General features: G+C 64.6%; 17 protein-coding genes and 1 tRNA gene. 5 read left to right on the top strand and 13 right to left on the bottom strand.

Going from position 1 to position 24,018, the window contains the following annotated elements; genetic code table 11:
* Nucleotides 1–82: 82 nt before the first annotated feature.
* From ACFQPG_RS11160 to ACFQPG_RS11145, 4 genes are all read right to left on the bottom strand, one after another.
* Entirely contained in the window at nucleotides 83–763 is a 681-nt protein-coding gene (locus ACFQPG_RS11160) for a class I SAM-dependent methyltransferase (RefSeq protein WP_380813206.1), read from the bottom strand.
* 107 nt (nucleotides 764–870) lie between these two features.
* Entirely contained in the window at nucleotides 871–1,998 is a 1,128-nt protein-coding gene (prfB, locus tag ACFQPG_RS11155; protein ID WP_380813203.1) for a peptide chain release factor 2, read from the bottom strand.
* A 151-nt stretch (nucleotides 1,999–2,149) separates the two neighbouring features.
* Entirely contained in the window at nucleotides 2,150–4,726 is a 2,577-nt protein-coding gene (locus ACFQPG_RS11150) for a penicillin-binding protein 1A (RefSeq protein ID WP_380813755.1), read from the bottom strand.
* A 76-nt stretch (nucleotides 4,727–4,802) separates the two neighbouring features.
* The gene (locus ACFQPG_RS11145; protein WP_380813200.1) at nucleotides 4,803–5,717 is read right to left on the bottom strand and encodes an N-acetylmuramoyl-L-alanine amidase; all 915 of its coding nucleotides are present in this window, start codon (nucleotides 5,715–5,717) and stop codon (nucleotides 4,803–4,805) included.
* Nucleotides 5,718–6,102: 385 nt separating this feature from the next.
* Here ACFQPG_RS11145 and ACFQPG_RS11140 point away from each other — a divergent pair, with 385 nt between their 5' ends.
* From ACFQPG_RS11140 to ACFQPG_RS11130, 3 genes are all read left to right on the top strand, one after another.
* Entirely contained in the window at nucleotides 6,103–8,793 is a 2,691-nt protein-coding gene (locus ACFQPG_RS11140; protein WP_380813198.1) for a ribonuclease E/G, read from the top strand.
* A 116-nt stretch (nucleotides 8,794–8,909) separates the two neighbouring features.
* Nucleotides 8,910–10,277, top strand: a complete 1,368-nt coding sequence (locus ACFQPG_RS11135) for a M48 family metalloprotease (RefSeq protein WP_380813195.1) — start codon at nucleotides 8,910–8,912, stop codon at nucleotides 10,275–10,277.
* Nucleotides 10,274–10,987 carry a DsbA family protein gene (locus ACFQPG_RS11130; protein ID WP_380813192.1) on the top strand — a complete coding sequence of 238 codons (714 nt, stop codon included), beginning with the start codon at nucleotides 10,274–10,276 and terminating at the stop codon, nucleotides 10,985–10,987. The genes ACFQPG_RS11135 and ACFQPG_RS11130 overlap by 4 nt, the downstream gene beginning before the upstream one ends.
* 311 nt (nucleotides 10,988–11,298) lie before the next feature.
* Here ACFQPG_RS11130 and ACFQPG_RS11125 read toward each other — a convergent pair whose 3' ends face one another.
* From ACFQPG_RS11125 to ACFQPG_RS11115, 3 genes are all read right to left on the bottom strand, one after another.
* The gene (locus tag ACFQPG_RS11125; RefSeq protein ID WP_380813189.1) at nucleotides 11,299–11,892 is read right to left on the bottom strand and encodes a hypothetical protein; all 594 of its coding nucleotides are present in this window, start codon (nucleotides 11,890–11,892) and stop codon (nucleotides 11,299–11,301) included.
* A gap of 64 nt (nucleotides 11,893–11,956) precedes the next feature.
* Nucleotides 11,957–12,610 (bottom strand): RlmE family RNA methyltransferase, encoded by a 654-nt coding sequence (locus ACFQPG_RS11120; RefSeq protein WP_380813186.1) that lies wholly within the window; start codon nucleotides 12,608–12,610, stop codon nucleotides 11,957–11,959.
* 9 nt (nucleotides 12,611–12,619) lie between these two features.
* Nucleotides 12,620–13,669, bottom strand: coding sequence for a Ppx/GppA phosphatase family protein (locus ACFQPG_RS11115; RefSeq protein WP_380813183.1), 1,050 nt, complete (start codon nucleotides 13,667–13,669; stop codon nucleotides 12,620–12,622).
* A gap of 145 nt (nucleotides 13,670–13,814) precedes the next feature.
* Between ACFQPG_RS11115 and ACFQPG_RS11110 the strand changes: the two genes are divergently transcribed.
* Nucleotides 13,815–13,888: transfer RNA gene (locus ACFQPG_RS11110), tRNA-Gln, on the top strand.
* A gap of 708 nt (nucleotides 13,889–14,596) precedes the next feature.
* Here the strand turns inward: ACFQPG_RS11110 and ACFQPG_RS11105 are convergent.
* From ACFQPG_RS11105 to ACFQPG_RS11080, 6 genes are all read right to left on the bottom strand, one after another.
* Nucleotides 14,597–18,004 carry a DEAD/DEAH box helicase gene (locus ACFQPG_RS11105; protein ID WP_380813181.1) on the bottom strand — a complete coding sequence of 1,136 codons (3,408 nt, stop codon included), beginning with the start codon at nucleotides 18,002–18,004 and terminating at the stop codon, nucleotides 14,597–14,599.
* A gap of 79 nt (nucleotides 18,005–18,083) precedes the next feature.
* Complete coding sequence (locus ACFQPG_RS11100; protein WP_380813179.1) at nucleotides 18,084–18,860, bottom strand: Hachiman antiphage defense system protein HamA; 777 nt, start codon at nucleotides 18,858–18,860, stop codon at nucleotides 18,084–18,086.
* Nucleotides 18,861–19,703: 843 nt separating this feature from the next.
* Nucleotides 19,704–20,024: an excalibur calcium-binding domain-containing protein gene (locus ACFQPG_RS11095; protein ID WP_380813176.1), complete on the bottom strand. Its 321-nt coding sequence runs from the start codon at nucleotides 20,022–20,024 to the stop codon at nucleotides 19,704–19,706.
* Between the two features lie 8 nt (nucleotides 20,025–20,032).
* On the bottom strand, nucleotides 20,033–20,620 hold the full coding sequence (locus tag ACFQPG_RS11090; RefSeq protein ID WP_380813174.1) for a hypothetical protein: 588 nt from the start codon (nucleotides 20,618–20,620) through the stop codon (nucleotides 20,033–20,035).
* Nucleotides 20,621–20,630: 10 nt separating this feature from the next.
* A complete protein-coding gene (locus ACFQPG_RS11085) occupies nucleotides 20,631–21,806 on the bottom strand; it encodes a M48 family metalloprotease (RefSeq protein ID WP_380813171.1) in 1,176 nt (391 codons plus the stop codon).
* Nucleotide 21,807: 1 nt separating this feature from the next.
* Nucleotides 21,808–22,551: a hypothetical protein gene (locus ACFQPG_RS11080; protein ID WP_380813168.1), complete on the bottom strand. Its 744-nt coding sequence runs from the start codon at nucleotides 22,549–22,551 to the stop codon at nucleotides 21,808–21,810.
* Between the two features lie 416 nt (nucleotides 22,552–22,967).
* Between ACFQPG_RS11080 and ACFQPG_RS11075 the strand changes: the two genes are divergently transcribed.
* Nucleotides 22,968–23,744, top strand: a complete 777-nt coding sequence (locus ACFQPG_RS11075; RefSeq protein ID WP_380813165.1) for a hypothetical protein — start codon at nucleotides 22,968–22,970, stop codon at nucleotides 23,742–23,744.
* Nucleotides 23,745–24,018: the final 274 nt, after the last annotated feature.

Here is a 24,018-nt window from a genome sequence, read left to right as displayed (position 1 = left end):
GGCACTCTCCCGCAGGCTTTCCCAACGATAGGTCGGAAGGCGCGGCCCTTAGCAGAACCGCTTGGATTGGCAAGCCGGGAGGCTAGTCCTTTGCCGCGGCGCAGGGCTTGATCGCCGGCGGCTCCGGCCGCGGGGCAGACGCACGGAAGGCCGCGAAATAGCTGTCGCCGCCGGGCAGGTGGGAAGAACGGTCCTGCGAGAGGCCGACCGCCGCGAGCTCGCATTTCAGCTGCAGCGGCGGGATGCCGTGGCGCTTCACCGGCCGGTCGGCGTCGACCACGATCACCTCGCCGCCTGGCTTGAGCCCGGTGCGCAGGTGCCACAGGAAGGCGTAGGGCTCCGTCACCTCATGGTACATGTGGACCAGGAAGATCCGGTCGAAGCTCGCCGGCGGAAGCTTGGGGTCGGCCGGCTCGCCTAGCCGGACGGCGACATTGTCGAGCCCCTCGCGCTGCACCCGTTGCGCCAGCCGGTCACGGGTTTCCGGGACGATGTCCTGCGCGAGCACGCGACCTTTCGCGCCCACCAGCGGAGCGAGCCGGACGGTATAATAGCCTTCTCCGGCACCGATGTCGGCGACCCACATCCCGGCCTTCACCCCCGCCCGGCTCACCACCTCCTCGAACTCGCCGATCCGATCGCGGGCGTCTTCGGTGGAGAAAGCGTCCGACACGATCGGCGCGACCGGGCGGTTGGCGTCGGGGAACGAGGGCTGCTCCCCCGACGGGTGGGCGCGGCAGGCGGCAAGGAGTGCACAGAGCACAAACAATCCGTTTACGCCGAGCGCAGTCGAGGCACCTTGGCCGAAGCTTCGCACTAGCGCCCCTCGACTTCGCTCGGGACGAACGGCGATGGGAGCGCGTTTGTCACCTACTCGACGTCCTCCACGACCACCTTCTCGCCCGTCACCCGCTGGCTGAGCGCGGCCGCCATGAAGCGGTCGAGGTCGCCGTCGAGCACGTCGCCCGGCGCGGTGGAGGTCATGCCTGTGCGGAGATCCTTCACCAACTGGTAGGGCTGCAGGACATAGGAGCGGATCTGGTGGCCCCAGCCGATGTCCGTCTTGGACGCAGCGTTGGCATCGGCCTCCGCCTCGCGCCTTTGCAGTTCCAGTTCGTACAAACGGGCCTTGAGCTGCTTCATCGCTTCCGCGCGATTCTTGTGCTGGCTGCGCTGGTTCTGGCACTGGACGACGATGTTCGACGGGATGTGCGTGATCCGCACCGCGCTGTCGGTCGTGTTGACGTGCTGCCCGCCGGCGCCACTGGCCCGATACGTATCGATCCGAAGCTCGCTTTCATTGACCTCGATGTCGATGTCATCGTCCACTTCGGGATACACCCAGACGCTGGCGAAGCTGGTGTGGCGGCGAGCCGAGCTGTCATAGGGGCTGATCCGCACCAGCCGGTGGACTCCACCCTCGACCTTGAGGTTGCCATAGGCGTTCTCGCCCTTGACCAGCAGGGTCGCCGACTTGATCCCGGCCTGCTCGCCGGCATGGTGGTCGACCAGCTCGACCTTCATCCCGTGGCGCTCGGCCCAGCGCGAATACATCCGCTGCAGCATCCCGGCCCAGTCGTTGCTCTCGGTCCCGCCGGCGCCCGCGTTGATCTCGATGTAGCTATTGTTGGCGTCCGCCTCCCCCGCGAGCAGCGCGGCGACCTTGTCGCGCTCGGCCCGCTCGGCGAGCTCGGCCAGGGCACGCACGCCGTCCTCGACCAGCGAGTCATCGCCCTCCGCCTCGGCCATCTCGATCAGCTCAACCGTGTCGGTGAGTTCGGTTTCCAGCTTGCGGGTGGCGCCAATCGCCTCCTCCAGCCGGCGCCGCTCGCGCATCACCTCCTGCGCGCCCTTGGGATCATCCCACAGCGAACTATCCTCGACCTTGGCATTAAGCTCGTCGAGCCGCTTCAGCGCCCGGTCCCAATCGAGGAACCGACGCAGGAGGGCGGTAGCGGCGTTGACCTGGTCGATATTGGCCTGCGCTTCGGCGCGCATGAGTTGATTTCCTCTATCTCAAACGCTCATCCTGAGGAGAGACTGAGCAGCTGAAGGCTGTCGAAGGCTCGTCTCGAAGGACCGATGTGCTTCAAGACGCCGCTTCGGCAAGCTCAGCGGCTCCTCAGCATGAGCGGTACTGGGGCGTGACCTAGTAGATGCCGCCCCGCCTCTGCAAGAAGTCGCTGTCCGGTGGAGTCTCGGCAGCCGGCCGGGGGGCCGCAGGGCGCGGGCGGGAGCGTGCGGGAGCCGAAGCATTGCGCCGTACCGGCCGGTCCGCCCTCGCCGCGACCGCCACTGCTTCCTCGCGCCGAATGGTGCGGCGCGGTTCGGTCTCCGGCTTGAACGCTTCCCAGATCACCGCCGACTTGGGGTCCTCCCGGGTCGGGAAGGTGCCGAACACGCGCCTGCCGCTGGCCCGGTCGATGCGGACCATGCGGATCCCGGCGGGAGCCACGAACGGCACCGGCGGCTGATCCTTGAATGCGACCTCGGCGAACTGCTTGAAGATCGGCGCCGCCAGCCGCCCGCCCTGCGCCGCTCCGCCCATCGAGCGCGGCTGGTCATAGCCCAAGTAGGTTCCCGCGACGACGTCGGGGGTGCCGCCGATGAACCACACGTTGGTTGGGCCCGAGGTCGTCCCGGTCTTGCCGAACAGCGGCCGGTTCAGGTCGCGCAGGACTGTCGCCGTGCCGCGCTCGATCACGCCGGTTAGGATGTGGACCATCTGGAACGCCGCCTGGGGGTCGAGCAGCTGCCGGGTCCGCGACGGCGGCCGCGGCATGGCCTTGCCGTCCCAATCGGGCGCGTTGCAATTGTCCATCACCTCGCAGCGCTTGTCGGTGCGGAAAATGACTTTGCCGTTGCGGTCCTGGATATAGTCGATCAGCGTCGGGGTGATCGCTCGGCCGTGATTGGCCAGGATCGCGTAGGCGTTGGTCAGCTTCAGCACCGTCGTGTCACCGGCGCCCAGCGCGATCGACAGATAGTTGGGGTAGTCGCCGACGCCCAGCTTCTTGGCGTTGGCCGTGATCTTGCTTATCCCGGTCTGCGACGCGGTCCGCACCGTCATCAGGTTGCGCGACTGCTCCACGCCCCAGCGCATGGTCTTGGGCCCGGAATAGCGCCGATCGAAGTTGACGAAGCATTTGTTGCCCAGCCCCGCCCCTTGCCACACGCAGAACGGCGCGTCGGGGATGATCGACGCTGGCGTCATGCCATTCTCGAGCGCCGCTTCGTAGACGATCGGCTTGAACGTCGATCCGGGCTGGCGGAGCGCCTGGGTCGCGCGGTTGTAGCTGGAGCCGATCGCGTCGAACCCGCCCTGCATCGCCAGCACCCGCCCGCTGCGGACCTCCTGCGCGACGAAGCCGCCGCCGATCTCCGGGATGGAGCGCAGCGCATAGCTGTTGGTGCCGAGCTGCTTGACGATGATGATCATGCCGCGCCTGAGGTGGCTGAAGGCCGAGCCCCCGACCCCGCGCTTGGGCTGCTGCGCCGCGGAGGAGGGCAAGGTTCCGGTGCTCCCGTCGGCGAAACCGATCTCGGCCGAACCGCCCGCTTTGGACAACACCACCGCTTTCTTCCAGTCCGGGAAGCCGGTGCCAACCGGGGTCCGGTCGAGCTGGCCGCGCCACTCCTGGTCCATGTCGATCGTCAGCCCAAGGTCGCGCCAGCCTCGGCCGCCGTCGAACTTGGCGAGGCCTTCACGCAGAGCATTCGCCGCCGCATCCTGCATCACCGGGTTCATCGAGGTGCGCACCGACAGGCCGCCGGCGTAGACGCTGTTGGGACCGGCGTCCCCATTCTCGCCGAAGCGCTTCAGGAGGTCGCGGCGGACCTCCTCCATGAAATAGCCGCCCTGCTCTCGAAATTTGGTGTTGGACCCGTAGGGAATGGTGCCGAGCGGCGTCGCGGCGGCCGCGGTCCGCTGTGCCTCGGTGATGTAGCCGTTGTTGAGCATTTCCCCGAGCACATAGTTGCGGCGCTCGAGCGCCCTGCCCGCGGCCCGCACCGGGTCGTAGTTGGACGGCGCCTTGGGCAGGACGGCGAGGTAGGCCGCTTCCGGGATCGTCAGGTCGGCAACGTCCTTGTCGAAGTAAGCCCGCGCCGCGGCCTGCACTCCATAGGCATTTCGCCCAAGGAAGATCTGGTTGAGGTACAGCTCGAGGATGCGCTCCTTGGACAAGGTATTCTCAAGCCGGAACGCCAGGATCGCCTCGCGGATCTTGCGACTGATCGCATATTCGTCGTCCTGCAGCAGCGCCTTGGCGACCTGCTGGGTGATGGTCGAACCGCCCCGCGCCCGGCCGCCGCTGACCGATCGCTTGGCATAGTCGCCAACCGCTCCGATCAGGCCGGGGTAGTCGATCCCTCCGTGGCTGAAGAACGTCTTGTCCTCGGCCGAGATGATCGCGTCGATCACCACCTTGGGATATTCGTCGAAGTTCAGCTCCACGCGGCGTTCGCGGGCGAAGGTCTGCACCGGCTGCCCGTCATAGCCCCGCACATTGGTCGGCAGCGGCGGCTGGTACGCCAGCAGCTTTTCGGACGACGGCAGCCCGGCGGCGAACACCACCCAGACCACGATAAATGCGGCGTAACCGGCGAGCGCGACGTAAGCGAGCCGGCGAACCCAGCGGTTGGTCCACCAGCCCTGCGCGCGGTCATGCGCCCGGCGGTGGAAATCCAGCAGCGGAGTCGAGCGGGGGGAGGCGAGAGCGTCCATCTTCCCGGCCATTTAGACGCTTCGCGGCACGCCGGAAAGCGTTACCTTGCCGGAAAGCGCTGCCGCGTCTGGAACGTCAGCGGCTTCGTGCCGCGGCCCGGCTGGCCAGTTCAACCTCGATCGCCTGCGCCAGCGCTCCCACGATGCGGGCGCGAGCTTCCTTCGACAGCAGCATGGCCTCGTCCTCGACGTTGCTGAGGTAGCCCGCCTCGAACAGCACGGCCGGCGCCTCAGCACAACGCAGCACGCGAAAAGCGGCAAAGCGGTGCGGCTCGGGACGCAGCGCCACCCGGCCGGCGGCCTTGTTCAGGACCCGCACGGCGAAATCGGCCGAGGCGTCCATCTGGTCGCGCACCGCGAGGTCGGCGAGCAGTGCCTGCGCGCTGCCCCCAGCCCCCGTACCGATCCCTTCGGCTCCGTTCAGCGCCGCGGCGAAGCGCGCGGCATCCGGATCGGACGCGACATCCGACAAGGAATAGACCGTCGCTCCCCTGGCCAGCGGATTGGCGGCACTGTCCGCATGGATCGACAGGAACAGGTCAGCGCCCAGCCGGCGGGCAATTCCGGAACGATCGTCCAGGGTCAGCGTCAAATCCCCGTCGCGGGTCAGGCCCACGCGGACCCGCCCCCGCTCCGCCAGCGCCTGCCGTAATTCCCGCGCCAGCTGAAGCGTGATGTCGCTTTCACGAACGTTCCCCGACACGCCTTTGGCGCCCGGATCGGCGCCCCCGTGGCCAGGGTCGATGATCACCAGCGGACGGCCAGGCGCCCGCGCCTCGGTGATCACCACATCCTCGACCGGGGCGGCCAGCGCGAGGGTCTGGACGGAGCCGATGCCGCCGCGCGCGGGGCTTCCGTCACCGACTCCGCCGGCGAACGCCACGCCCGCGGCCAGGCACAACCCGCCGACCAGCGCTGCCCCGGCGAGCCGCCCGCTCCGCCCTCTCGATCCCCCTTCACCCGCCACTTGAACGTACCCCGGTTCACGCATCGTTCGTCGGTCAATAACACCAGATCGTGGTTAATGCGCGGTTTCCTTGGGCGTCCGGTCCGTTCAGGTTGCGGCAAGCCAAACGGGGTGCTACGCCGACCGCGGTTCGCAGGGATTTCGCCTGCCGGGCCGGTGCCGCGACCAGCTTTCTATGGGTTCGTGGCCTTCACAGGTTGACGCTGCATGACGTTGAAGAACGCCCGTACCCCGCTCCTCCTTCCAGCGAGCGGCGCGCGTTTCCTGGCGACCGGCCAGGCGGCACTTGCAGCAGAAGACACCGCTTCCACCATTATCGCCATCGCCGCCGGCCCCGCCGCGCCGCTGATGGATGCAACACGCGCGCGCCGCCTGGCTCCGTCCGGCCCGCGCGCCCGGAGACTTTTCAATGACCATGCGCATGCTGATCGACGCGCGCCGCCCGGAGGAAACTCGGGTCGCCGTCGTCAAGGGAAACCGGATCGAGGAGTTTGACTTCGAGTCCGCTGAGCACAAGCAGCTCAAGGGGAATATCTACCTAGCCAAGGTTACCCGCGTCGAACCGTCGCTCCAGGCGGCGTTCGTCGATTACGGCGGCAACCGTCATGGCTTCCTCGCCTTCAGCGAGATCCACCCCGACTATTACCAGATCCCCAAGGCCGATCGCGACGCGCTGCTGCGCGAGGAAGCGGAACATGCGGCCGAGGAAGAACGACTCCGCGCCGAATCCGACGACCTCGAGCCAATCGACGGCCACCACGACGATGACGGCCGCGATGACGACCGTCCCGAGGAAACCGACGAGGAAGCGGCCGAGAACGGCGAGGATGGCGAAACCGAGGGCCGGCGCCGCGGCCGCAAGCCGTCCGAAAACGAAGCGGCTGCCGACGAACTGCGCCGCAAGCGCCAGAACCTGCGCCGTCGCTACAAGATCCAGGACGTGATCCAGCGGCGCCAGGTGCTGCTGGTCCAGGTCGTCAAGGAAGAGCGCGGCAACAAGGGCGCGGCGCTGACCACCTATCTCAGCCTCGCCGGCCGTTATTGCGTGCTGATGCCCAACACGTCGCACGGCGGTGGAATCAGCCGGAAGATCAGCAACGGCGCCGACCGCAAGCGGCTGAAGTCGATCATGGCCGACCTCAAGCTGCCGAGCAGCATGGGGCTGATCGTGCGTACCGCCGGCCTCGAGCGCACCAAGACCGAGATCAAGCGCGACTTCGACTATCTCGCCCGCCTGTGGGACGAAGTGCGCGACAACACCCTCCACTCCTCCGCACCCGCGCTCATCTACCGCGACAGCGACCTGGTGAAGCGCGCGATCCGCGACCTCTACCATCGCGAGATCGAGGAAGTGCTGATCGAAGGCGAGGACGGCTACAAAGCCGCGCGCGGCTTCATGAAGCTGCTGATGCCAAGCCACGTCCGCCGCGTGCAGCAGCATGTCGACCCGACCCCTTTGTTCCAGCGCTACGGAGTCGAGGACCAGCTCGCCGGCATGTACCAGCCGCTGGTGCAGTTGAAGTCGGGCGGATACCTGGTGATCAACCCGACCGAGGCGCTGGTCTCGATCGACATCAACTCGGGTCGGTCGACCCGCGAACACAATATCGAGCAGACCGCCTACGCCACCAACCTGGAAGCCGCTCAGGAAATCGCCCGACAGCTGCGGCTGCGCGACATGGCCGGGCTGGTAGTTATCGACTTCATCGACATGGAACAGTCCGGCCACGTCCGGAAGGTCGAAAAGGCGATGAAGGAAGCGCTCAAGAACGACCGCGCCCGCATCCAGGTCGGGCGGATCAGCAGCTTTGGCCTCATGGAAATGAGCCGCCAGCGGCTGCGCACCGGGGTGCTGGAGGCATCGACGAAGGCCTGCCCGCATTGCGACGGCACCGGCCTGATGCGCACAGCCTCTTCGGCGGGCCTCAGCGCGCTGCGCATGATCGAGGACGAGGCCGCTCGCGGCCGCGGTGACAGGGTCTGCCTGCGCGCCGGGCCTGAAGCCGCGATCTACGTCCTCAACAAGAAACGCGCCGAGCTCGCCGACATCGAGCAGCGCTACGGCGTCCTCGTCGAAGTGCTGGTCGACCAGAGTTTCGAAGGCGCCCGGATGAGCGTGGAAAGCTCCGGCCCGCGCCCGGTGATGCCGGCGCGCCAGGCGCTGCCTTCCCCGGTCCATGACGATGAGCCCGAAATCGACGAGATCGAGCTGGCCGAAGAGGAAGAGGAAGAGGAAGAAGAGGAGGGCGAGGAGTCCGGTCGCACCGAGCAGGAGCGCGACGAGGACGATCGTTCCGGCCGCCGCCGCCGCCGCCGCCGCCGCGGAGGGCGCGGACGCAACCGCCGCGAGGACGGCAGCGAGGCTCCGGAAGGGGAAGCCGGCGAGTTCGTCGAGGCTCCGGCCGAGCCGACCGAGTCGATCAAGGCCGAGCCGGTCGAGGCGGCGAGCGACGACGGCGAGGAGGCTCCGCGCCGCAGCCGCCGCGGCCGCCGTGGAGGCCGTCGCCGGGACCGCGACCAGGAGCATGGCGCGGATGCCGAGCGTCCGCAGGACGAGCCGATCTCGCCGGAGGAGGCTCCGATGAAGGAGCCGGTTCCGTCGCAGGACGCGCCGATCGCCCCCGCCGAAGCGCCGGTTGAAAACCAGCCTGCGGCCGAGGAGGAGACGACTGTCCCGAGCGGAGCCGAGGGGCCGAAAGCTCGTCGCCGTCCGCGGGCCCGCAAGCCTGTCGCGAGCAAAGCCGAGGGTGCCACCCCCGAGGCCGCGGCGGCGCTGCAGGAAGCGCCCGCTCCGGCGCTCGACACCATCGCTCCGGAGGCCCCGGGCAACGTCGCGGCCCAGGATGCGGAAGCGCCGGCCAAGCCGAAGCGCCGCTCCCGCGCCAAGAAAGCCGTTGCAGCCGAACCGGCGGCAGAGGCACCGGCCACCGACGAGCCCGTGGCCGCGCCGGAACCCGCAGCCGAGCCGGTCGCAGCCTCCACCGAAGCCGCCGAGGCCCAGCCCGAACTGGCTCAGGAAGCCAGCAACGACACGGCTGAAAGCGAAACCGATCCCGCCTCTTCGCCGCGCCGCGGCTGGTGGCAGCGGACCTTCGGCTAAAGCCCGGCATTGCAAGCGACGCGAAGCAATCCAGTTCTCTCCAAGAGCCCTGGATTGCTTCGTGCCGCCCCGCTCCTTTCACCTCCCGTTCAGCCACCGGGCATGAAGGCGGACCCATGCGACGCGTGACCACCTTCGCCCGCCTGCTCATGCTGCTGCTGATCGCCAGCTTTGCGACCGCGCAGCCGGCGGCGGCCCAGTCGATCCTGCGCGACAGTGAGACCGAAAAGCTGTTCGCGGACATGTCGAAACCGCTGATCCAGGCGGCTCGGCTCGACCCCCGGGCCGTGCGGGTGGTGCTGGTCAACGACCCGGAAATCAACGCCTTCGTCGCGCAGGGCCAGATCGTCTACATCCACACCGGCCTGCTGATGGCCGCGGACAACGCCAACCAGGTGCAAGGCGTGGTCGCGCACGAACTTGGCCACGTCGCGGGCGGCCATTCGCTGCGCATCTACGACGGAATGAAGCAGGCCAGCGCCGTCTCGATCCTAAGCCTGGTGCTTGGCGGCCTGGCGATGGCGGCGGGCGCGGGCGAGGCTGGCATGGCCGCGATGGCGGTCGGGCAGCAGGCCGCAATGGGCCGCTTCCTCGCCTTCACCCGCACTCAGGAATCCTCGGCGGATCTCGCCGGCGCAGCCTACCTCGCGGCCGCGGGCGTCAGCGGCAAGGGGTCGCTCGACTTCTTCAAGAAGCTCCAGAACCAGGAATTCCGCCTCGCCGTCTATGCGACCGAGAGCTACGACCGCACCCACCCGCTTTCCAGCGAGCGCATCTCCGCGCTGCAGACGCTTTACCAGAAGGACCGGGCTTGGACCCGTGCCACCGATCCGGCGCTTGAAGCCCGCTTCCAGCGCGTCCGCGCCAAGCTGATCGGCTACATCTCCGACAAGGACCAGGTGCTGCAGCGCTATCCGGCGAGCGACACGTCCGTGCCCGCCCGCTACGCCCGCGCTTACGCCTACCACCGCATGGGCTATCGCGACAAAGCCGTCGCCGAGGCCGACGCCCTGCTCGCCACTGCTCCCAACGACCCCTATTTCCTCGAGCTCAAAGGTCAGGTCCTGCTGGAATCGGGCAAGCCGGTGGAGGCCCTCGCGCCCTTGCGCGAAGCGGTCAGCAAAGCGCCCGACCAGCCGATGATCGCCGCCATGCTCGGCCATGCACTGATCGCGACCGAGAAGAAGGAAAACTTTCCGGAAGCCGAAGCGGTGCTGAAGACCGCGGTCAACCGCGACAATGACAATCCCTTTGCCTGGTACCAGCTCGGCGTCATCTACGACCGCAAGGGCGACATCGCCCGAGCCGCCCTCGCCTCCGCCGAGCGCTATAGTCTCGAAGGGAAGCCCAAGCTCGCGCTTGCCAGCGCCCGCACGGCGGTGCGCGGCATTCCGGCGGGGACACCGGATGCCCTTCGCGCGCAGGACATCCTCATGGTAAGCGAAGCCGAAGTGAAGAAGAACAAGGGGCGCGACGACAAGTGAGCGATGGGGCAAAGGGTTCGCCGTGGGGTGCGGCGATCCTCGGGGGAATGATCGGCGCAGCGCTGGTCCTGATCGGAATCGTGGTCGGCGCGCAGGCCGGCTGGGGCGACCGGCTGGTCCGCCGGGCGTTGCAGCGACAGCCTGAGATCCTTGTCGAAACCGCCGACCTGCTGCGGGACAAGCAATATGCGCCGGTGCTGGCCGCCAATCGCGCGGCGCTGGAGACACCGTTCGGGAGCAGCTGGGCGGGCGCGGAAAAGCCCGACGTCACGCTGATCGAGTTCTACGATTACGCCTGCGGCTACTGCAAGGCGAGTGTTCCGGTGATCGAGCGCCTGCTGAAGGAAGACCCGAAGCTCCGCGTCGTCTATCGCGAATTCCCGATCCTTGGCCCCGCCAGCGAAGTCGCCGCCCGGCTTGCCCTCTCCGCATCAAAGGCCGGCAGGTTCCGCCAGTTCCACGACACCCTCTATGCCGCCGGCCGGCCCAGCGAGCAGACCCTCACGGCCGCCGCGCAGGCCGCCGGCATCCCCTTCGCCCCGCCACGCTCCCCCGACATCGACGCCGAACTCCGCCGCAACTTCCAGATCGCCGGCTCCCTTGGCGCGACCGGCACCCCGGTGTTCGTGATCGGCGACCGGGTGATGAACGGAGCCGTCGGCTATGAGGTGCTGAAGGAAGCGATCACCGACGCGCGCGCAAAGGCCTGAGCGAACGCGCTCAGTTGCCGCGGCACGCCTGCCCGGGTGACGGGATCGTCAGGTTCGCTCGCCCAGACGCGGCCACGAACGCACCATAGGTCTGGACCTGTGCGCTCGGGCCGGCATCGTCGTCGTTCACGGGGCGGGAAATTGCCTCCTTGCAGAAGCGGGCGGCATCAAGAAGTTGGCCATCGGTTCAGGACATCGGTCCGGGAGCTCGCCGGATCAGCGGCTGACCCGCATCGCGGTGAAACAATGTTGCCGAACGAATGTCCTCGATCGCCCGGATAAGTTGCGCGCAGGCCGCTCGTCGGAGCGAGCTAGACCCACGACTCGGGCGGGACAAACGGCAGAAGAGACTTGGAAAAGTCGGTGACTTCGTACGTCACCTCCGAGCCGTTGTCTTCAATCGTAAGGTCGAAGGTCGGCCAGTCGATGGTCACGGTGCGCTGGCGGGACTCATCGAACAGGACCACCTGATCGGGTGTTTCGGAGAGCTCTGTGTAAATGAAGCTGCTTCCGTCCCGTCTCTCGATCCACGTGTCTTCATCGATCTCGCCGAAGAAGCCGTCGGCTTGTCCCTCGCCGTAATAAAGGATCGTGAAGGTCTCGATCGGTAATTGTCCGCTTCCAGCAGGCGCGCCTTGGCGGTGCTGGACATGTGTTCCACAGCGGCGCGAGGAAGAGCAGGCATGGCGTTCAGCAGCAATTGGAAAGCCGACCTTGTCACCTCTTCCACTTCGGCGGTTTAACGGTGATGGAGGCCTAAGCCGTTGTATTGAGATGAGGGTTTCACAAAGGAACCCACGAGCATGAAGCCTCCGCCCGATCCTTGAACAATAGGATTGCGCCTGCTTCAGTGCCGCCGCACCGCGCTGTGCGGCTCTTTGACAGGTTTTATTGCGTAACAGCAACGACCGCCGTTTTTGGCGCTCGTCACCGTGAACATTGTGAACATTCGCCGCCGCGCCGCCGGACCTAGCTATCGCTCGGGGCGGCGCCCTTGAACCCCTGCGCGATGACGTACCACTCGCTCGATCCCTTACGGCTCGCTGGTGGCTTGGCATGCTTTACGGTGGTGAAGTGACGCTTGAGGCCAGCGAGCAGCTCCGTGTCCGTGCCGCCCGCCAAAACCTTGGCGACATAGGCGCCGCCGGGACGCAGCACTTCGGTCGCGAACTCCATTCCCGCTTCGACCAGCGCCATGGTCCGCAGGTGGTCGGTCTGCGGGTGACCAACCGTGTTCGCCGCCATGTCGGACAGGACAAGGTCCGCCGGCCCGCCCAGCGCCTCCCTCAGCGCGTCGGGCGCCGCGTCGTCCATGAAGTCCATCTGCAGGATGGCGACGCCGTCGATTGGGTCCGTCGGCAGCAGGTCGATGCCCGCCACCTTGGCCGCCGGGGCCTTCTTGCGAACCACCTGGCTCCAGCCGCCCGGCGTGATGCCGAGGTCGATCACCGCCTTGACGCCCTTCAGCAGGCCGAACTTCTCGTCCAGCTCGATCAGCTTGTAGGCGGCGCGGCTGCGATAGCCTTCGGCCTTGGCGCGCTTGACGTAAGGGTCGTTGAGCTGCCGCTCGAGCCACTTGGTCGAGCCGACCTTGCGGCCCTTGGCGGTGCGGATGCGTTTCACCGCCTGGTCCTAGAGGACATACCCGTCGCGCGCCATCAGGCTGCGCAGGATTCCCTCGCGAATTCCGCGGTCGGCAACGCCCAGCTGCTCCGCCGGCCAGATGTCGAGGATTGCTTCCAGGATGGCGCAACCCGCGACCACCAGGTCGGCCCGCTCCTCGCCGATGCACGGCAGCCCGGACCGCTCGCCGAAGTCCATCTCAGCGATGGTCGTGCTGATCGCCCGCATTGCCTCGATCGGGACATGCAGTCCGTCGACCGCGCGGCGATCGTAGCTCGGAAGCGCCAGGTGCACCGACGCGAGCGTGGTCACGGTGCCGCTGGTCCCGAGCAGGCGAATATTCTCGGCGTCCGTGGGCAGCAGCTCGGCGAAGCGGGCAAAGGCATGCCGCGCCCGTTCACGCATCCTGGCATAGGCCGCGACCCGGTCCTTGCCCTCGATCGCTTCCCGGCCCTCGCTTTCGGTAAGGGACACCACGCCCCACGGCGCGCTCCACCACGCCTTAATCCGAGGCGCTTCGAGGTCCTCGCCCGGCTCGACCAGCACCAGCTCGGTCGACCCGCCGCCGATGTCGAAAATCAGCGCTGGCCCGTCGCCGGGCCCCAGCAGCTTGTGGCAGCCCAGCACCGCCAACCGGGCTTCCTCCTGCGGCGCGATGATCTCCAGCAGAACGCCGGTTTCCTGCCTTACCCTCTCCGCGAACTCGCGGCCGTTGGCAGCGCGGCGGCAGGCCTCGGTCGCGACCGAGCGCGACAGCGATACCCGCCGGCGCTTCAGCTTGTCGGCGCAGACCGCGAGCGCTTCCACCGCGCGATCCATCGCATCGGCGCTCAGCCGGCCGCTGGTCGCCAGCCCCTCCCCCAGCCGGACGATCCGGGAGAAGGCGTCGACCACGGTAAAGCCGCCGTCGACCGGACGTGCGACCAGCAGCCGGCAATTGTTGGTGCCAAGGTCGATCGCGCCATAGGTGTGGCGAGTCGGTGCTCGTGGCGGTGGCTTGACGATGGCCGCCGCCCCTTTTCCGGAGCCAAGCGGCGCGCTGGCGACAGGCTGCGCCATGGTAGACCCATTCTTTCCTTCACCACGGAAAGCATCCGCGGCTGACTTGGGGCAAGTTTAAGCGGAAGTTGGCGGGCGGGGCAAGTTGACAGCGCCCCGGCCACTTCCTAGGTGGCTGCCGCGGCATTCAAGCGCTGCCCCGTGCTGCCCGATCGTCTAATGGTAAGACTACGGACTCTGACTCCGTCAATCGTGGTTCGAATCCACGTCGGGCATCCACCACATTATCCTTTGGCTCGAATCGCCTGCCCAATCGGTCAGTGCTGTATGCCCACCGACGCTGCGAGCTACCTACTTGCAGCGTCCGGCTGAGGCGGGTCGAGCGTCAGTCGACGCTGGATAGACCAAAAGCCTTCTAAGCTTGCTTTCGAAGTTCGATCTCTTCGGAGCTGGCGGTCAGGATCGCCGTGCCTCTACGACAAGCTGACCGTGACCGTCGTACAAGCCTACTTTGAGCGAACCATCGATCAGTCCGCTCACGCTACAGCAGAAGTCTGATCACCGTATCGGCAGGCAGGCAGGCTCTTAGCGGCCAAATTCGACACTCATTTGAATGAGTGAAGCTGCTGTCGGTGAAACGGCAGCTCTCCAGCGAGTGGCTTGGCAGTCCGACGTTCGATCAGCACGTCTAGAGTCTGGTTAGACCCACAAGCCGACGTTCAGACCCTGATCGACGCCGCCCGTGAGCGGACGTTCGTTCATCGAGGTCGGTAGCCTCCCGATAAGACCCACGATTAGACGTTCAGTGCCGCTTGCCCGCATCTCTCGAAAGCGGACGTCTATCATGACGGGACGTAGTGGAAGCGAGCGCCCTCACACGTTCAATCGATTTCTCGCATTCTGCCAATTGCCGGTTCGCACGAATATCATCGTCATCCTCTGCCCACTTTGGCCCACCGTGGGCGTCGAAAAGGAAGCTGCGGCGAGTCAGATATTCCACAGGTCCGGTGGTCCTAGATAGCTGATGTCGACACGCCCGGGCTCGGCCGACACGGTCAAACGGGCCAGCCCACGCCGTTCCGGATTAAGTGGCGCCTGCATCACGCCAAGCTTGCCGCCTGCGATATCGAGTATCCATGGCTGCCCGCCGATATGGTGCGCGCGCACGGGCGCCCCGGGAGTTGGCGGGATACCCGTCCATTGAACGTTCGCGTAGAAGCGCCGCTCCGACCAGATGCGGCTGTCGATCGGCGAGAAGCCGTAAAGGAAATCGAGCCACATCGGCTTCGTCTCGGCGGTCGGCCAGTCCGGCATCGCGCTCCACTGCGCCAATTCGGGCGTCTTGAGCCAAGCCCGCAGTTCGTCACCAGAGGTGAAGGTCGCGCCCGTGTCTTGGACTACCTTGATTGCCGCAAGTCGCGAATTGAAGCCGGCCTGGATGAGCAACGACGACGAGCGCACCATGGTGCCGGTCTCTACAGCCGGCACTGCGAGGCCCAGCTCATAATCGTCGACCTGAAAGTCCCCGACGAGATCGCCGTTGGCCGCCGCGCGGACCCGGATCGACTCCATCGCCCAAGGCAACCGATAGACAAGGCCGTTTTCGACAAAGCGAAGCGTCTCGTTCGGATTGCCGCCGATCTCCGCGAGGGGGACCCCGAGCAGCCAAGCGCGCAGAATCTGCCGCCAATTGCCCGGGAGTGGATCCGGCGTGAACGGCTGGAACGCGAACACCATTTCGGCAAGTCCGGTGATCGCTTCGATCGTACCGTCCTGATTTCCGACGAGGAGCGCGGCATTGGCATTGACCAGCAACGCATTGGCTTGCGGCGCGATCGCGTCGAGCGCGTGCCCCGACTTCAGGCCGAGGCCCGCTAGGAAGTAGCCGCGCCGCTGCGCGGCGTTCGACTGCGCCCAGATGACCCGCGCCCGGGTCTCGAGCATTTTGCCGAGTGCCGCGCGGTTGACGTCGTTGTACCTCAGGAGTCGGCGCTGCCACAGCGACGATTGCAGCACCGCGTCGAGCGTGGCGGGAATGTCGGCATCGGCGATGTCGAACTCACCGATCAGGCCCAGCACTGCGGTATCCAGCATCGCGAGTTGTTCTTCCCACGCTGCGAGCGCGCGCTCGCGCGCTGGAGGAAGCTCGCCCTGTACCTCCGGAAACTCCCAGGCGGCAGCGTTGTTGGCAACAAATTCGACGAGCTGAGTGATATCGCCCCCATGTCGGGCGTGCAGTCGCCTGAGCAGCTCGATGACGAGCCGCACCATCCCGCTCTCCATGTCGCGCTGGCCAAGATCGTTGAGGAGCTCCTCCCATGTAAGACGCTTGCGCGCGACGTCGCCGAACATTGGATAGAGAACCAAGCCCTCCACATCGACATAGGCGCGTCCCGAGCGCCCGATCACGTTCTTAAACTCGGATGCCTCGATGCGAACGCCGGCGCGGTGCAACGCGTACATGATGAGGGTGGTGGCCGACAGATTGAGGCCCTGCGCCAGCGTCGGCGACGAAATGGTGACCTTCAATATGCCTTCGCGCAGAAGCCGTTCGATCTCCTTGCGGTAGGCGGTGGGCAATGCACCATGATGCAACGCGACGCCCAGCCGCAGGCATTTGAGAATGGCGTGGTCTGGGCCAAGCCACTCTGCACCGAGCGTGAGTGCGGTATTGAGGCGGTTGGGGTCATCGACCAACAAGGATGCCAGTGCGCCCCGTTCATGAAGATCGACGATGACGTCAGCGAAGGGTTCGACGCTGCGACGTTCGGGGCAATAAATTAGCACCGTCTGGCCGTCGCCAACGAGCCGCCATGCCGTGGCAAGGCACAGCTCACGCTGATTATCGGGGAACAATCGCGTGCGTTGGCGCTTGGGCGGTATCCAAAGAGGTGGGGCCGCGCCGGTCAGAAATGTCTGGACCCATGGGCGCTCGTCACCGACACGCAGTTCGAGCCTGGCGGTCTGACCGTTCCACGCGATCTCACCGAACCGTAGCCGCGTCGGACGCCAGTCGTTCTTAATCAATCCACCCGGTGCATCTCGGCGCAGCCAATCAGCAAAATCCTCTAGCTGCGGCCCGTCGGGCAGGATGGCCGACAGACAAACGATGCGGCGCGTTGCCGCATCGGCCCGCTTCAGCAGCCGCTGCACCTGCACTTCGTAGCGGACCTCGCGCTCGTTGAGGCCGATCATATGCCCCTCGTCGAAGATCAACAGGCCGACATCGTCCAGCAGGCTCGGATCGTTGCGGAGCGCGAAGTCGAGCTTTTCAGGGGTCGCGACGACGATATTGCGCTCGCGGATGGCATCCTCATCGAGGCCACTGTCGCCGATGCTACCATAGAGCGCGGAGATTGTTTTCCCCAAAAGCCCGAAGGTACGTTGCAGTGTCGCTTCGGTCTGCGCCGAAAGCGCGCGCAGCGGGGTCACGAACATGACGCGCTTGCCGCTTGCGAGACAGCGCAGGATGCATAGCTCGGCAATGCGAGTCTTGCCCGCGCTGGTCGGCAGCGACACGACGAGATCGTCGAGTTGATCCGCCGCGCGTCCTGCGGCCTCGATCTGCGAAGGCCAAAGATCAACCTCCGCGCGAGGTCGCCTGTGCAGCGAGGCGAGCAGCAGCGTCCGCAGCGTCGTCCAATCCGGAGCTGCGCCGCCCGCTGGCTCGAGCGGCACTAGCCGATGGAAGGTGCTGTCCCACAAATCATGCAGCAGGTGGATAGCGACCCGAAACGCCCACCATTGCGGTACCAGGTTGAGATCGGCGGCGGCCCGCAACCCGTCACGCAGCATCTGGAGGCCCTGCTCGACAAGCGCGGCCTCTCCGCGCTCGAGAGCAAGTAGGTAGGTCGCGATCGCGCCATAGAACTTGTCGGTCAGAGCGAGGTCGACGCTGTCGATGAGGACGTCGCTGCCGTCCTCGGCAATCCCAATGAGATCGGCGGTGTCCACGATCGCCGCGATCTCGGCAGCGATCCGCTCGTCGGCTGCGACGCCGGACGCCTTGAATGCCACGATTTCGGCTTCAAGCGCAGTGAAATCGCGCCGCATCAACAAAGCCAGTGCGCGTTCGACCCGGGAGAAATTGTTATCCGACGCGACGATACTCAGCAACGAATAGGAGCGCGCCGATAGCTGCGCGAGGTGGTACGCCGTGGCCGCCATTACGAAATGAAAGTCACGATCGGCCGACTGGCCGCCCTTGGCGATTACCGATTCAAGAGCCATCGCGGCCTGCTCGAAGGCCGACCGCGAAACCGCTGGATCCGCGTCCATTTCCAGATTGCGGAGCCCGAGATCAAATAGGGCATAGGCATAGGTCGTAAGATCATAGCTGAGCCGGGGGGAAAAGGGCGGAGCGTCGGGGGGAAGTACGCCGTCGCGCCAGATCATCGCCCGAGCCTGACCACGCGCGATCAACCGCCCACGAAAGCCAGCACTGGCCGCAAGCTCGACTGCGGCGCGGATCGCGTCAGGGTTGGTTGGCATTTGCGATCACGCGATCGTAGACTGCACCGACAAACGCAGGGTGGCCATCTACACGCAGACCGACACTCCATTGCGAAAAACCGCCGGCATAGTTTTGTAGCGCCATCGTCAGCATTCCGTCAGGCGCATTGCCGGAGAAGGTAAACAGCAGGTGCCGGACCGACTGCGGCTGGATGCCAATCTGGAACGTCGCGTTGTCGATCGCATCAGCAAGAGCGTGATTGCCGAGCTCCACTAAGCGCGCCGAGATGTAACTGAGCGCGTGCCCGGAGGGCAGGCCCGCATCCTTGTCGAGCCCGGCGCGTGCCTGGGTCACCACCTGCCCCGTTAGGTTAGCCCGACTTTTGGCTTCTGTTTTCAGGAAAGTGAGCTGAAAGGTGGCCGGATCTTGCGCAATGCCGATCACATCCTCCCCGCGCATCGCCATGTTGCGATGATCCTTCCAGCGCAGCCGTTTTATTGGAACCTGATAGGTGCCGTTGGCCGCGATCCATTCGGTCGCGAAAATCTCGCCAAGGTCCCCCGAACGGATCGATTTGGTTGTAGGGAGTTTCTGCTCGATCATCGCCGCCGCCGCAGGTTTACCGAGCAACCGCAGCGCGCGGGCCACATGCTCCTCAGAAGCATAATGACCCGGCACTATTGCCGCAGTGGCTTCGATTCCGAACTGAAGCTGCGCGGCTATGCCCTCCATCACCCGAAGATCATGCAGCCCCACTTTGCTATCAGCCGTACCGCACCAAGCATCGAAATTGACCATTTGAACTGCATCGCAGCAATCGAGGTCTTCGTAAAATATAAGATTTTGGTCACCCAGACTGGCTGTGTCTAGCACCAGCCTCGCCGAGATCACTTGCCCGCCAGGTGAACGAACGACCGGTTGCCCACGCTGACCGCTCGAGGGCGGTCGTTCCGCTTCCCACCAAGAGCTGTCCACCAATCCCGGTCACAATTCTTACATTCCCATCGCCTGTTCGAGCAGTTCCAGCGGCTGTTTACCGTTTTAGCTACAGGACTTCACGACGAGCTCGCAGGCTCGTGGGCAAGTTGGATACGGTACTCGATTGACGCGGCTTCCGCCCCGTAGCGACAATAGCGGGTCGACGGATCGAGATCGAATTCATCGTCAGACCAAAGTTCAACCATACAAGACTTGTAGGGTTTGAGGTCGACGTCGTGTTCGCGCTTGGTCAGTAGCGCCAAGGTGAACCGAGCCTTCAGGTACGCTTGCACTTCGGCAGCGTCTGCGAAACCATCTCGGCTTCAGTCTGTCGTTCAGGAACGGCCCTCCCCGATGATGTGCATACCAGCTGTTCATCAAGGTTTTCAGGAGGCCGTCATCGGGATCATCGGACCGGAGGAACAGTAAGATGTGTTCAAGGTAAGCTTGTTCCAGATTCATCGATTAGCCTCGCTGCAGCACTCTATGATGGTCGCGCGGAGCCATAGGTACGGTGTGTCGCAGCGCACTCTACGTGTCTCTTCGCCTGGTACCTGCCTGACCGGAAGGTCTCCCGAGGATTGAGGTTGAGGCCGCAGCGCTCTTCGCAGCCGATCCAGCAGACTGGGCCTTCGTCCGAGATCCTGAAACATCCGCGCTCAGTCACTCACAGCCGACCCCATCCCCATCTCGGTCCAGGTGCCTGCCGTACCCGGGGTCACCCGCTCGAACCGGAGCAGCGCCGGCCGCCCGCGCCTGACTGCAGTTCGCAAACTCCCGGCCGCTGGGTCCCGAAACTAGCCGCGAGACACGCGATGGAACCGCGCCCGCTCCTCGATGGCAGTGGTAACCACCTGTCTTTCGATTATTGTGGCAACCTTCTGCGTTCAGGCCCCCCGGGTGAGCAGCCGCTGGGCTCCCAACCTCGAGGCCGAACGTCAGGCAGAGCACAGCGCCGACCAGCAACGAGTGTCTCGCCGTCATGCCTGCAGCTAGAACTTTAGACTGGCAGCAAGCTGCCGGAATTTGTCCACGTCCTTGTCGAAGAAGTGGATTGCCGGTGCCTCGTAGGCGACGAGGTACAGGCGATTGCCCACGAACGCTCCAACGGCCTCGCCCTTGCGCGCGACCTCCTCGTCCTGACGCACGAATCTGTACGTGAAGCGAATACCTTTGTGCCCGGCGATGAGTGCAGGCTCCTGCGTATCGATGCTCATCTGGCTAACGCCGAGCTGCACGCGATAGGTGGACTCCAAGATCGCAGGAATGTCGGTGATCAGCATGTTCGGCGTCACGCGAGGAAGCGGAGCATCCTTCTTGTCCGCCTCGCGCAGGAGCGGCTTACCGACCTCAATCCCGCCGTAGAACGTCACCTTGTTGAGGGCATCACCGTCTAGGGTCCAAACCTCGACGTTGCGGCCTCCACGTGCCGTGAGCTTGTTCCACTCGTTCTGCGGGACGGCACCAAGCGAAGACCGGGCGATCTTCTCGCGCGGTCCGGGCGCCACCAGGGAGTTTGCGAATGCTGGTGATCCAGTGAGTGCGAGCGATGCAGCGACAATGAGCGAGAGTTTATGCATCTGGCGTTCCTTAATTGGTGACGAGCGCGGAGATTGCCTTAGCGTCCGCTGCATCGGGGCTGAGCTTGAGGTATTGCTGCAGGGCAGTCTTGCCTTCTAAGGCTTGGCCGCTTCTCAGGAGAGCCAGGCCTAGGTTCCGTCGACCGTCAGGAGCCGAGTATCCGGCGGCAATCGCTTCGCCGTAGAACTGAGCGGCAGAAACAAGGTCGCGTGGGTTTCCGCGTTGGCGGTAGAGTTCGCCCCTTGCGAAAAGTAGGTCGCCGCTCCATCCGCTTCCTGCTGCAAGCTGACCCAGAAGAAATTCTGTGCCGCCAAAGTCGTTCAGTTTGATCTGTGCGGCCAGAAAGCGCGGAAGGTGTTTGGACATGGCGGATCGATAGGCCATCGCTCCGTTCTCTCCGCTGGCTGGCATCTTTGCGGCTGCCGCCCGCAGATAGAGAGCACGCTTCAGCTCTGTCGGGTGAGTGTCGAAGAAGCCGGCAGAGTAGCGTTGTCGCGGTTTTCTCTTTCGACCGATGGCAGTCGCGTCGGCCTCGGCCATGATGTTCTGCCAAATGTCGGATGCGGCTCGCGCCGGGTAATTGGATGCGCCAAGGTATTTTAGGCCGAGCAAGTCCGCTGCCTGCTCCTGCTCGCGGTTGAACCGGAACATGGAACCGATCAATGAGATCTGCAGCATGCTCGTGTCGGTGCCAGCCATGCCGCCAAGCACGGAAGCCCAAGCCAGCACATCGGAGGCCGACCGGCGCTGCTTAAAACCGGCAAGCGTGTGGCGAAGCTCGAAGTGGCCGAACTCGTGCCCGAGCACTGAAGCAAGCTCGGCCTCAGTTCGAGCACGAAGCAGCAACCCCGACCAGACAGTCATGGCGCCGTTCGCGTACATCGTTGCGTTGAATGCCGGCACCTCTAGGACGTAAACCCGGACGGACTTGCACCTTTCGGCGCCAACCGTTCGGCAAAGAACGTCTTTTACGTAGCTGTTGAGCTGCTCGTCCCGAATAACCAGCGGAGAGTCACGCAGTTGGCGCTCGACCTCATCCGCCTCCATCCACATGCCGCGCTCGTCCACGGTCCGAGGCTCATAGGCTTGGACGTATGTCGGCAGGGAATTCTGTCCTGACTGCGCTGCGGCAGGAGCAGCAGCAAGCACTGCAGCAGCGGCGATCGCGAGTTTCGATGCTCGCATTTCAGCAGACCGCGTCTTGCTGAGTGGTGTTCGGCTTTCCCGGGAAACCTTCGAGCAACTGGCGGACTCGCTTCACAGCGCCATCTGCACTGCGAACGTCGCCACCCATCTGCCGATCGGCGTTGAGCCACACTAACTCGCCTGTCTTCAAATCAACCAGGCCGGCGTGCCCCCAGTGAACGCCGGACGTGATCCCGACACCCGCAAGCAGTCCCACAACCTGCAGGACCTTTCGCCCCGTAGATCCGTAAGCGTCGTAGGTGTTGATGAAGAGCGCGTAATCGGCGCCTTGAAGCGACTGAAGATGGGTGAGGCCCGGCCCCATGCTCCATTCGAAGGCGTCCTTGCGAACCTTGGTGGGCAAGCGATTGCCGCGGAAGAACTGATATTCGATGACCGAGTCTGCAACGGCGCCGAAGAGACTGCCGTACTGGCTGGCGAGCGCGCCCTCCCCGCTCGTGCCCTCGTCATAAACGATGACTTCGTTGCCCAGCTTCGCCTGGCAACTCCGAAGGGCTTGGCCGATGTAGTCCCGAGCCTGAAGCGTCCAGTCCGCGTTCGGCTCGTACATCCCACCGGTCGACTGCGCGCCTACTTTGATTGCAGGTCGCATTAGAATGATGCGCGCGGCTCCGGGCTTCAATGTAAATCCAGACTTGTTTCCCGTCTTCTCCTGGGCCGCTACTGGCGCGCACACGCAAAGAGCGGCGGCGCAAACGGCCGCGCGGGCTAATTTAGCAATCATTTAATCCCCCGTACGCTGGTGGAACCAGCCGGACGATCATCTTAATTGTTCGAGGGGTTTGTCAAGATTAACAATAGGCTAAGATGCGGGCCAGCGCGGAGGACCTAGAGGACGAAAACCTCATTGCGCGGAGAACCATTAGCCGGGGTAGATGCCAAGCATACGTGCGCCCCGCATGAACAAGAGACTGCTATTCGCCCGTTCTCGCCCGAAAGCTGCCGTTCCGCTATCCACCACGAGGAGACGCCTGGGTGGATCAGCCCGGTCGCGGGCAACTGATCGATAAGAGAACGTCCGGTCCCCGGCGGCTGTGGTGTGGAAGCGGCCGTTTGGAAGCTAAGTTGCAGAGTCTGAGTCCAACCCATTGCAGACGATCGTGGCTGAGTGCAGTCTGAGCACGGGGGAGGCACTAACCGATGGCAACTATCGCCCAAAAGCCGTTTGCAGCACAGGCACCAGACGAGCGCTTCTTCCTGCGTGCAGCTGTCCTCATGACCATCGTGATTATTGCTGGATTCTCCATGCAGTGGTTGGCTGGCCGCTCAACCTTTCACGCTCCTATGCGCGTTCATCTGCATGCGATCGTGTTCATGGGGTGGGTGGCGATTTACCTCATACAAAACGTCTCCGCCGCCAGTGCTCAGATGAACCTTCATCGTAAATTAGGTTGGATTGCCGCGCTTTGGCTGGTTCCGATGATCATAGTGGGTTCATACGCAACCGTTGCAATGGTGCGGGCTGCCCAAGTGCCATTCGTCTTTCGACCGCTGCACTTCCTGATCTTCGATCTCGCGACGCTTCTGGGCTTCGTCGGGCTGACATTGACCGCGATCCTCATGCGAAAACAAACGGGATGGCATCGCCGACTGCACTTCTGCGCGATGTCTCTTCTACTGATGCCAGCAATCGGCCGGCTCCTCCCGATGCCGTTACTCATGCCATTTGCATGGGAAACCGCGTTCGCGCTGTCTTTGTTGTTTCCTTTCTCAGGTATCTTTGCAGATTGGCGGCGTAGTCGTGCGGCTCATCCGGCCTGGGGCTGGGGTATAGCCACGATGCTGTCGGCTTTTATTTTTACCGAGGCAGCCACTTACACTCCCATGGGAACGTTCATCTACCGCGCGGCGACTCTCGGCTCACCTGGAGCAACGGTCTCTCCGCTAAGCTTCCCAGCTCCGCCAACAGGTCCCTGATCTAGCCAAATTAGCCCTGGGCGAAGGAGCCGCTCGGAACCGGTTCAGGCCAGTACTTCAACCATGATTATGCTGACACCCTGAGTGAGTGCGAGCTGAGCACCTTGAAGGGTGCTTAGTAGCCCGATGATCCGCACGGGCGAACGTCTGCTTCCTGCCGGTCCAAACCCGAAAGCCGCCTTTCCGCTTCCCACCAGCCGCAGACATGAGGCGAAGTCGAACAAAGGTCCGCTCGCCGGGCGCTTGTTGGAGCTGTGCAGTGGTCACCGAGGAC

It is taken from the genome of Sphingomonas sp. GCM10030256 (genome assembly GCF_042666415.1).
Taxonomy (GTDB): Bacteria; Pseudomonadota; Alphaproteobacteria; order Sphingomonadales; family Sphingomonadaceae; genus Sphingomicrobium.
Note: the sequence above shows the minus strand (reverse complement) of the source record. Positions and strands in the feature narration are given on the sequence as shown.

Excerpts from the sequence above, each read along its gene's own strand:
- prfB (WP_380813203.1), bottom strand. The coding sequence starts at position 1,998 with ATGCGCGCCGAAGCGCAGGCCAATATCGACCAGGTCAACGCCGCTACC.
- ACFQPG_RS11150 (WP_380813755.1), bottom strand. The coding sequence starts at position 4,726 with ATGGACGCTCTCGCCTCCCCCCGCTCGACTCCGCTGCTGGATTTCCAC.
- ACFQPG_RS11145 (WP_380813200.1), bottom strand. The coding sequence starts at position 5,717 with ATGCGTGAACCGGGGTACGTTCAAGTGGCGGGTGAAGGGGGATCGAGA.
- ACFQPG_RS11140 (WP_380813198.1), top strand. The coding sequence starts at position 6,103 with ATGACCATGCGCATGCTGATCGACGCGCGCCGCCCGGAGGAAACTCGG.
- ACFQPG_RS11135 (WP_380813195.1), top strand. The coding sequence starts at position 8,910 with ATGCGACGCGTGACCACCTTCGCCCGCCTGCTCATGCTGCTGCTGATC.
- ACFQPG_RS11115 (WP_380813183.1), bottom strand. The coding sequence starts at position 13,669 with ATGGCGCAGCCTGTCGCCAGCGCGCCGCTTGGCTCCGGAAAAGGGGCG.
- ACFQPG_RS11105 (WP_380813181.1), bottom strand. The coding sequence starts at position 18,004 with ATGATCTGGCGCGACGGCGTACTTCCCCCCGACGCTCCGCCCTTTTCC.
- ACFQPG_RS11100 (WP_380813179.1), bottom strand. The coding sequence starts at position 18,860 with ATGGTCAATTTCGATGCTTGGTGCGGTACGGCTGATAGCAAAGTGGGG.
- ACFQPG_RS11095 (WP_380813176.1), bottom strand. The coding sequence starts at position 20,024 with ATGACGGCGAGACACTCGTTGCTGGTCGGCGCTGTGCTCTGCCTGACG.
- ACFQPG_RS11090 (WP_380813174.1), bottom strand. The coding sequence starts at position 20,620 with ATGCATAAACTCTCGCTCATTGTCGCTGCATCGCTCGCACTCACTGGA.
- ACFQPG_RS11085 (WP_380813171.1), bottom strand. The coding sequence starts at position 21,806 with ATGCGAGCATCGAAACTCGCGATCGCCGCTGCTGCAGTGCTTGCTGCT.
- ACFQPG_RS11080 (WP_380813168.1), bottom strand. The coding sequence starts at position 22,551 with ATGATTGCTAAATTAGCCCGCGCGGCCGTTTGCGCCGCCGCTCTTTGC.
- ACFQPG_RS11075 (WP_380813165.1), top strand. The coding sequence starts at position 22,968 with ATGGCAACTATCGCCCAAAAGCCGTTTGCAGCACAGGCACCAGACGAG.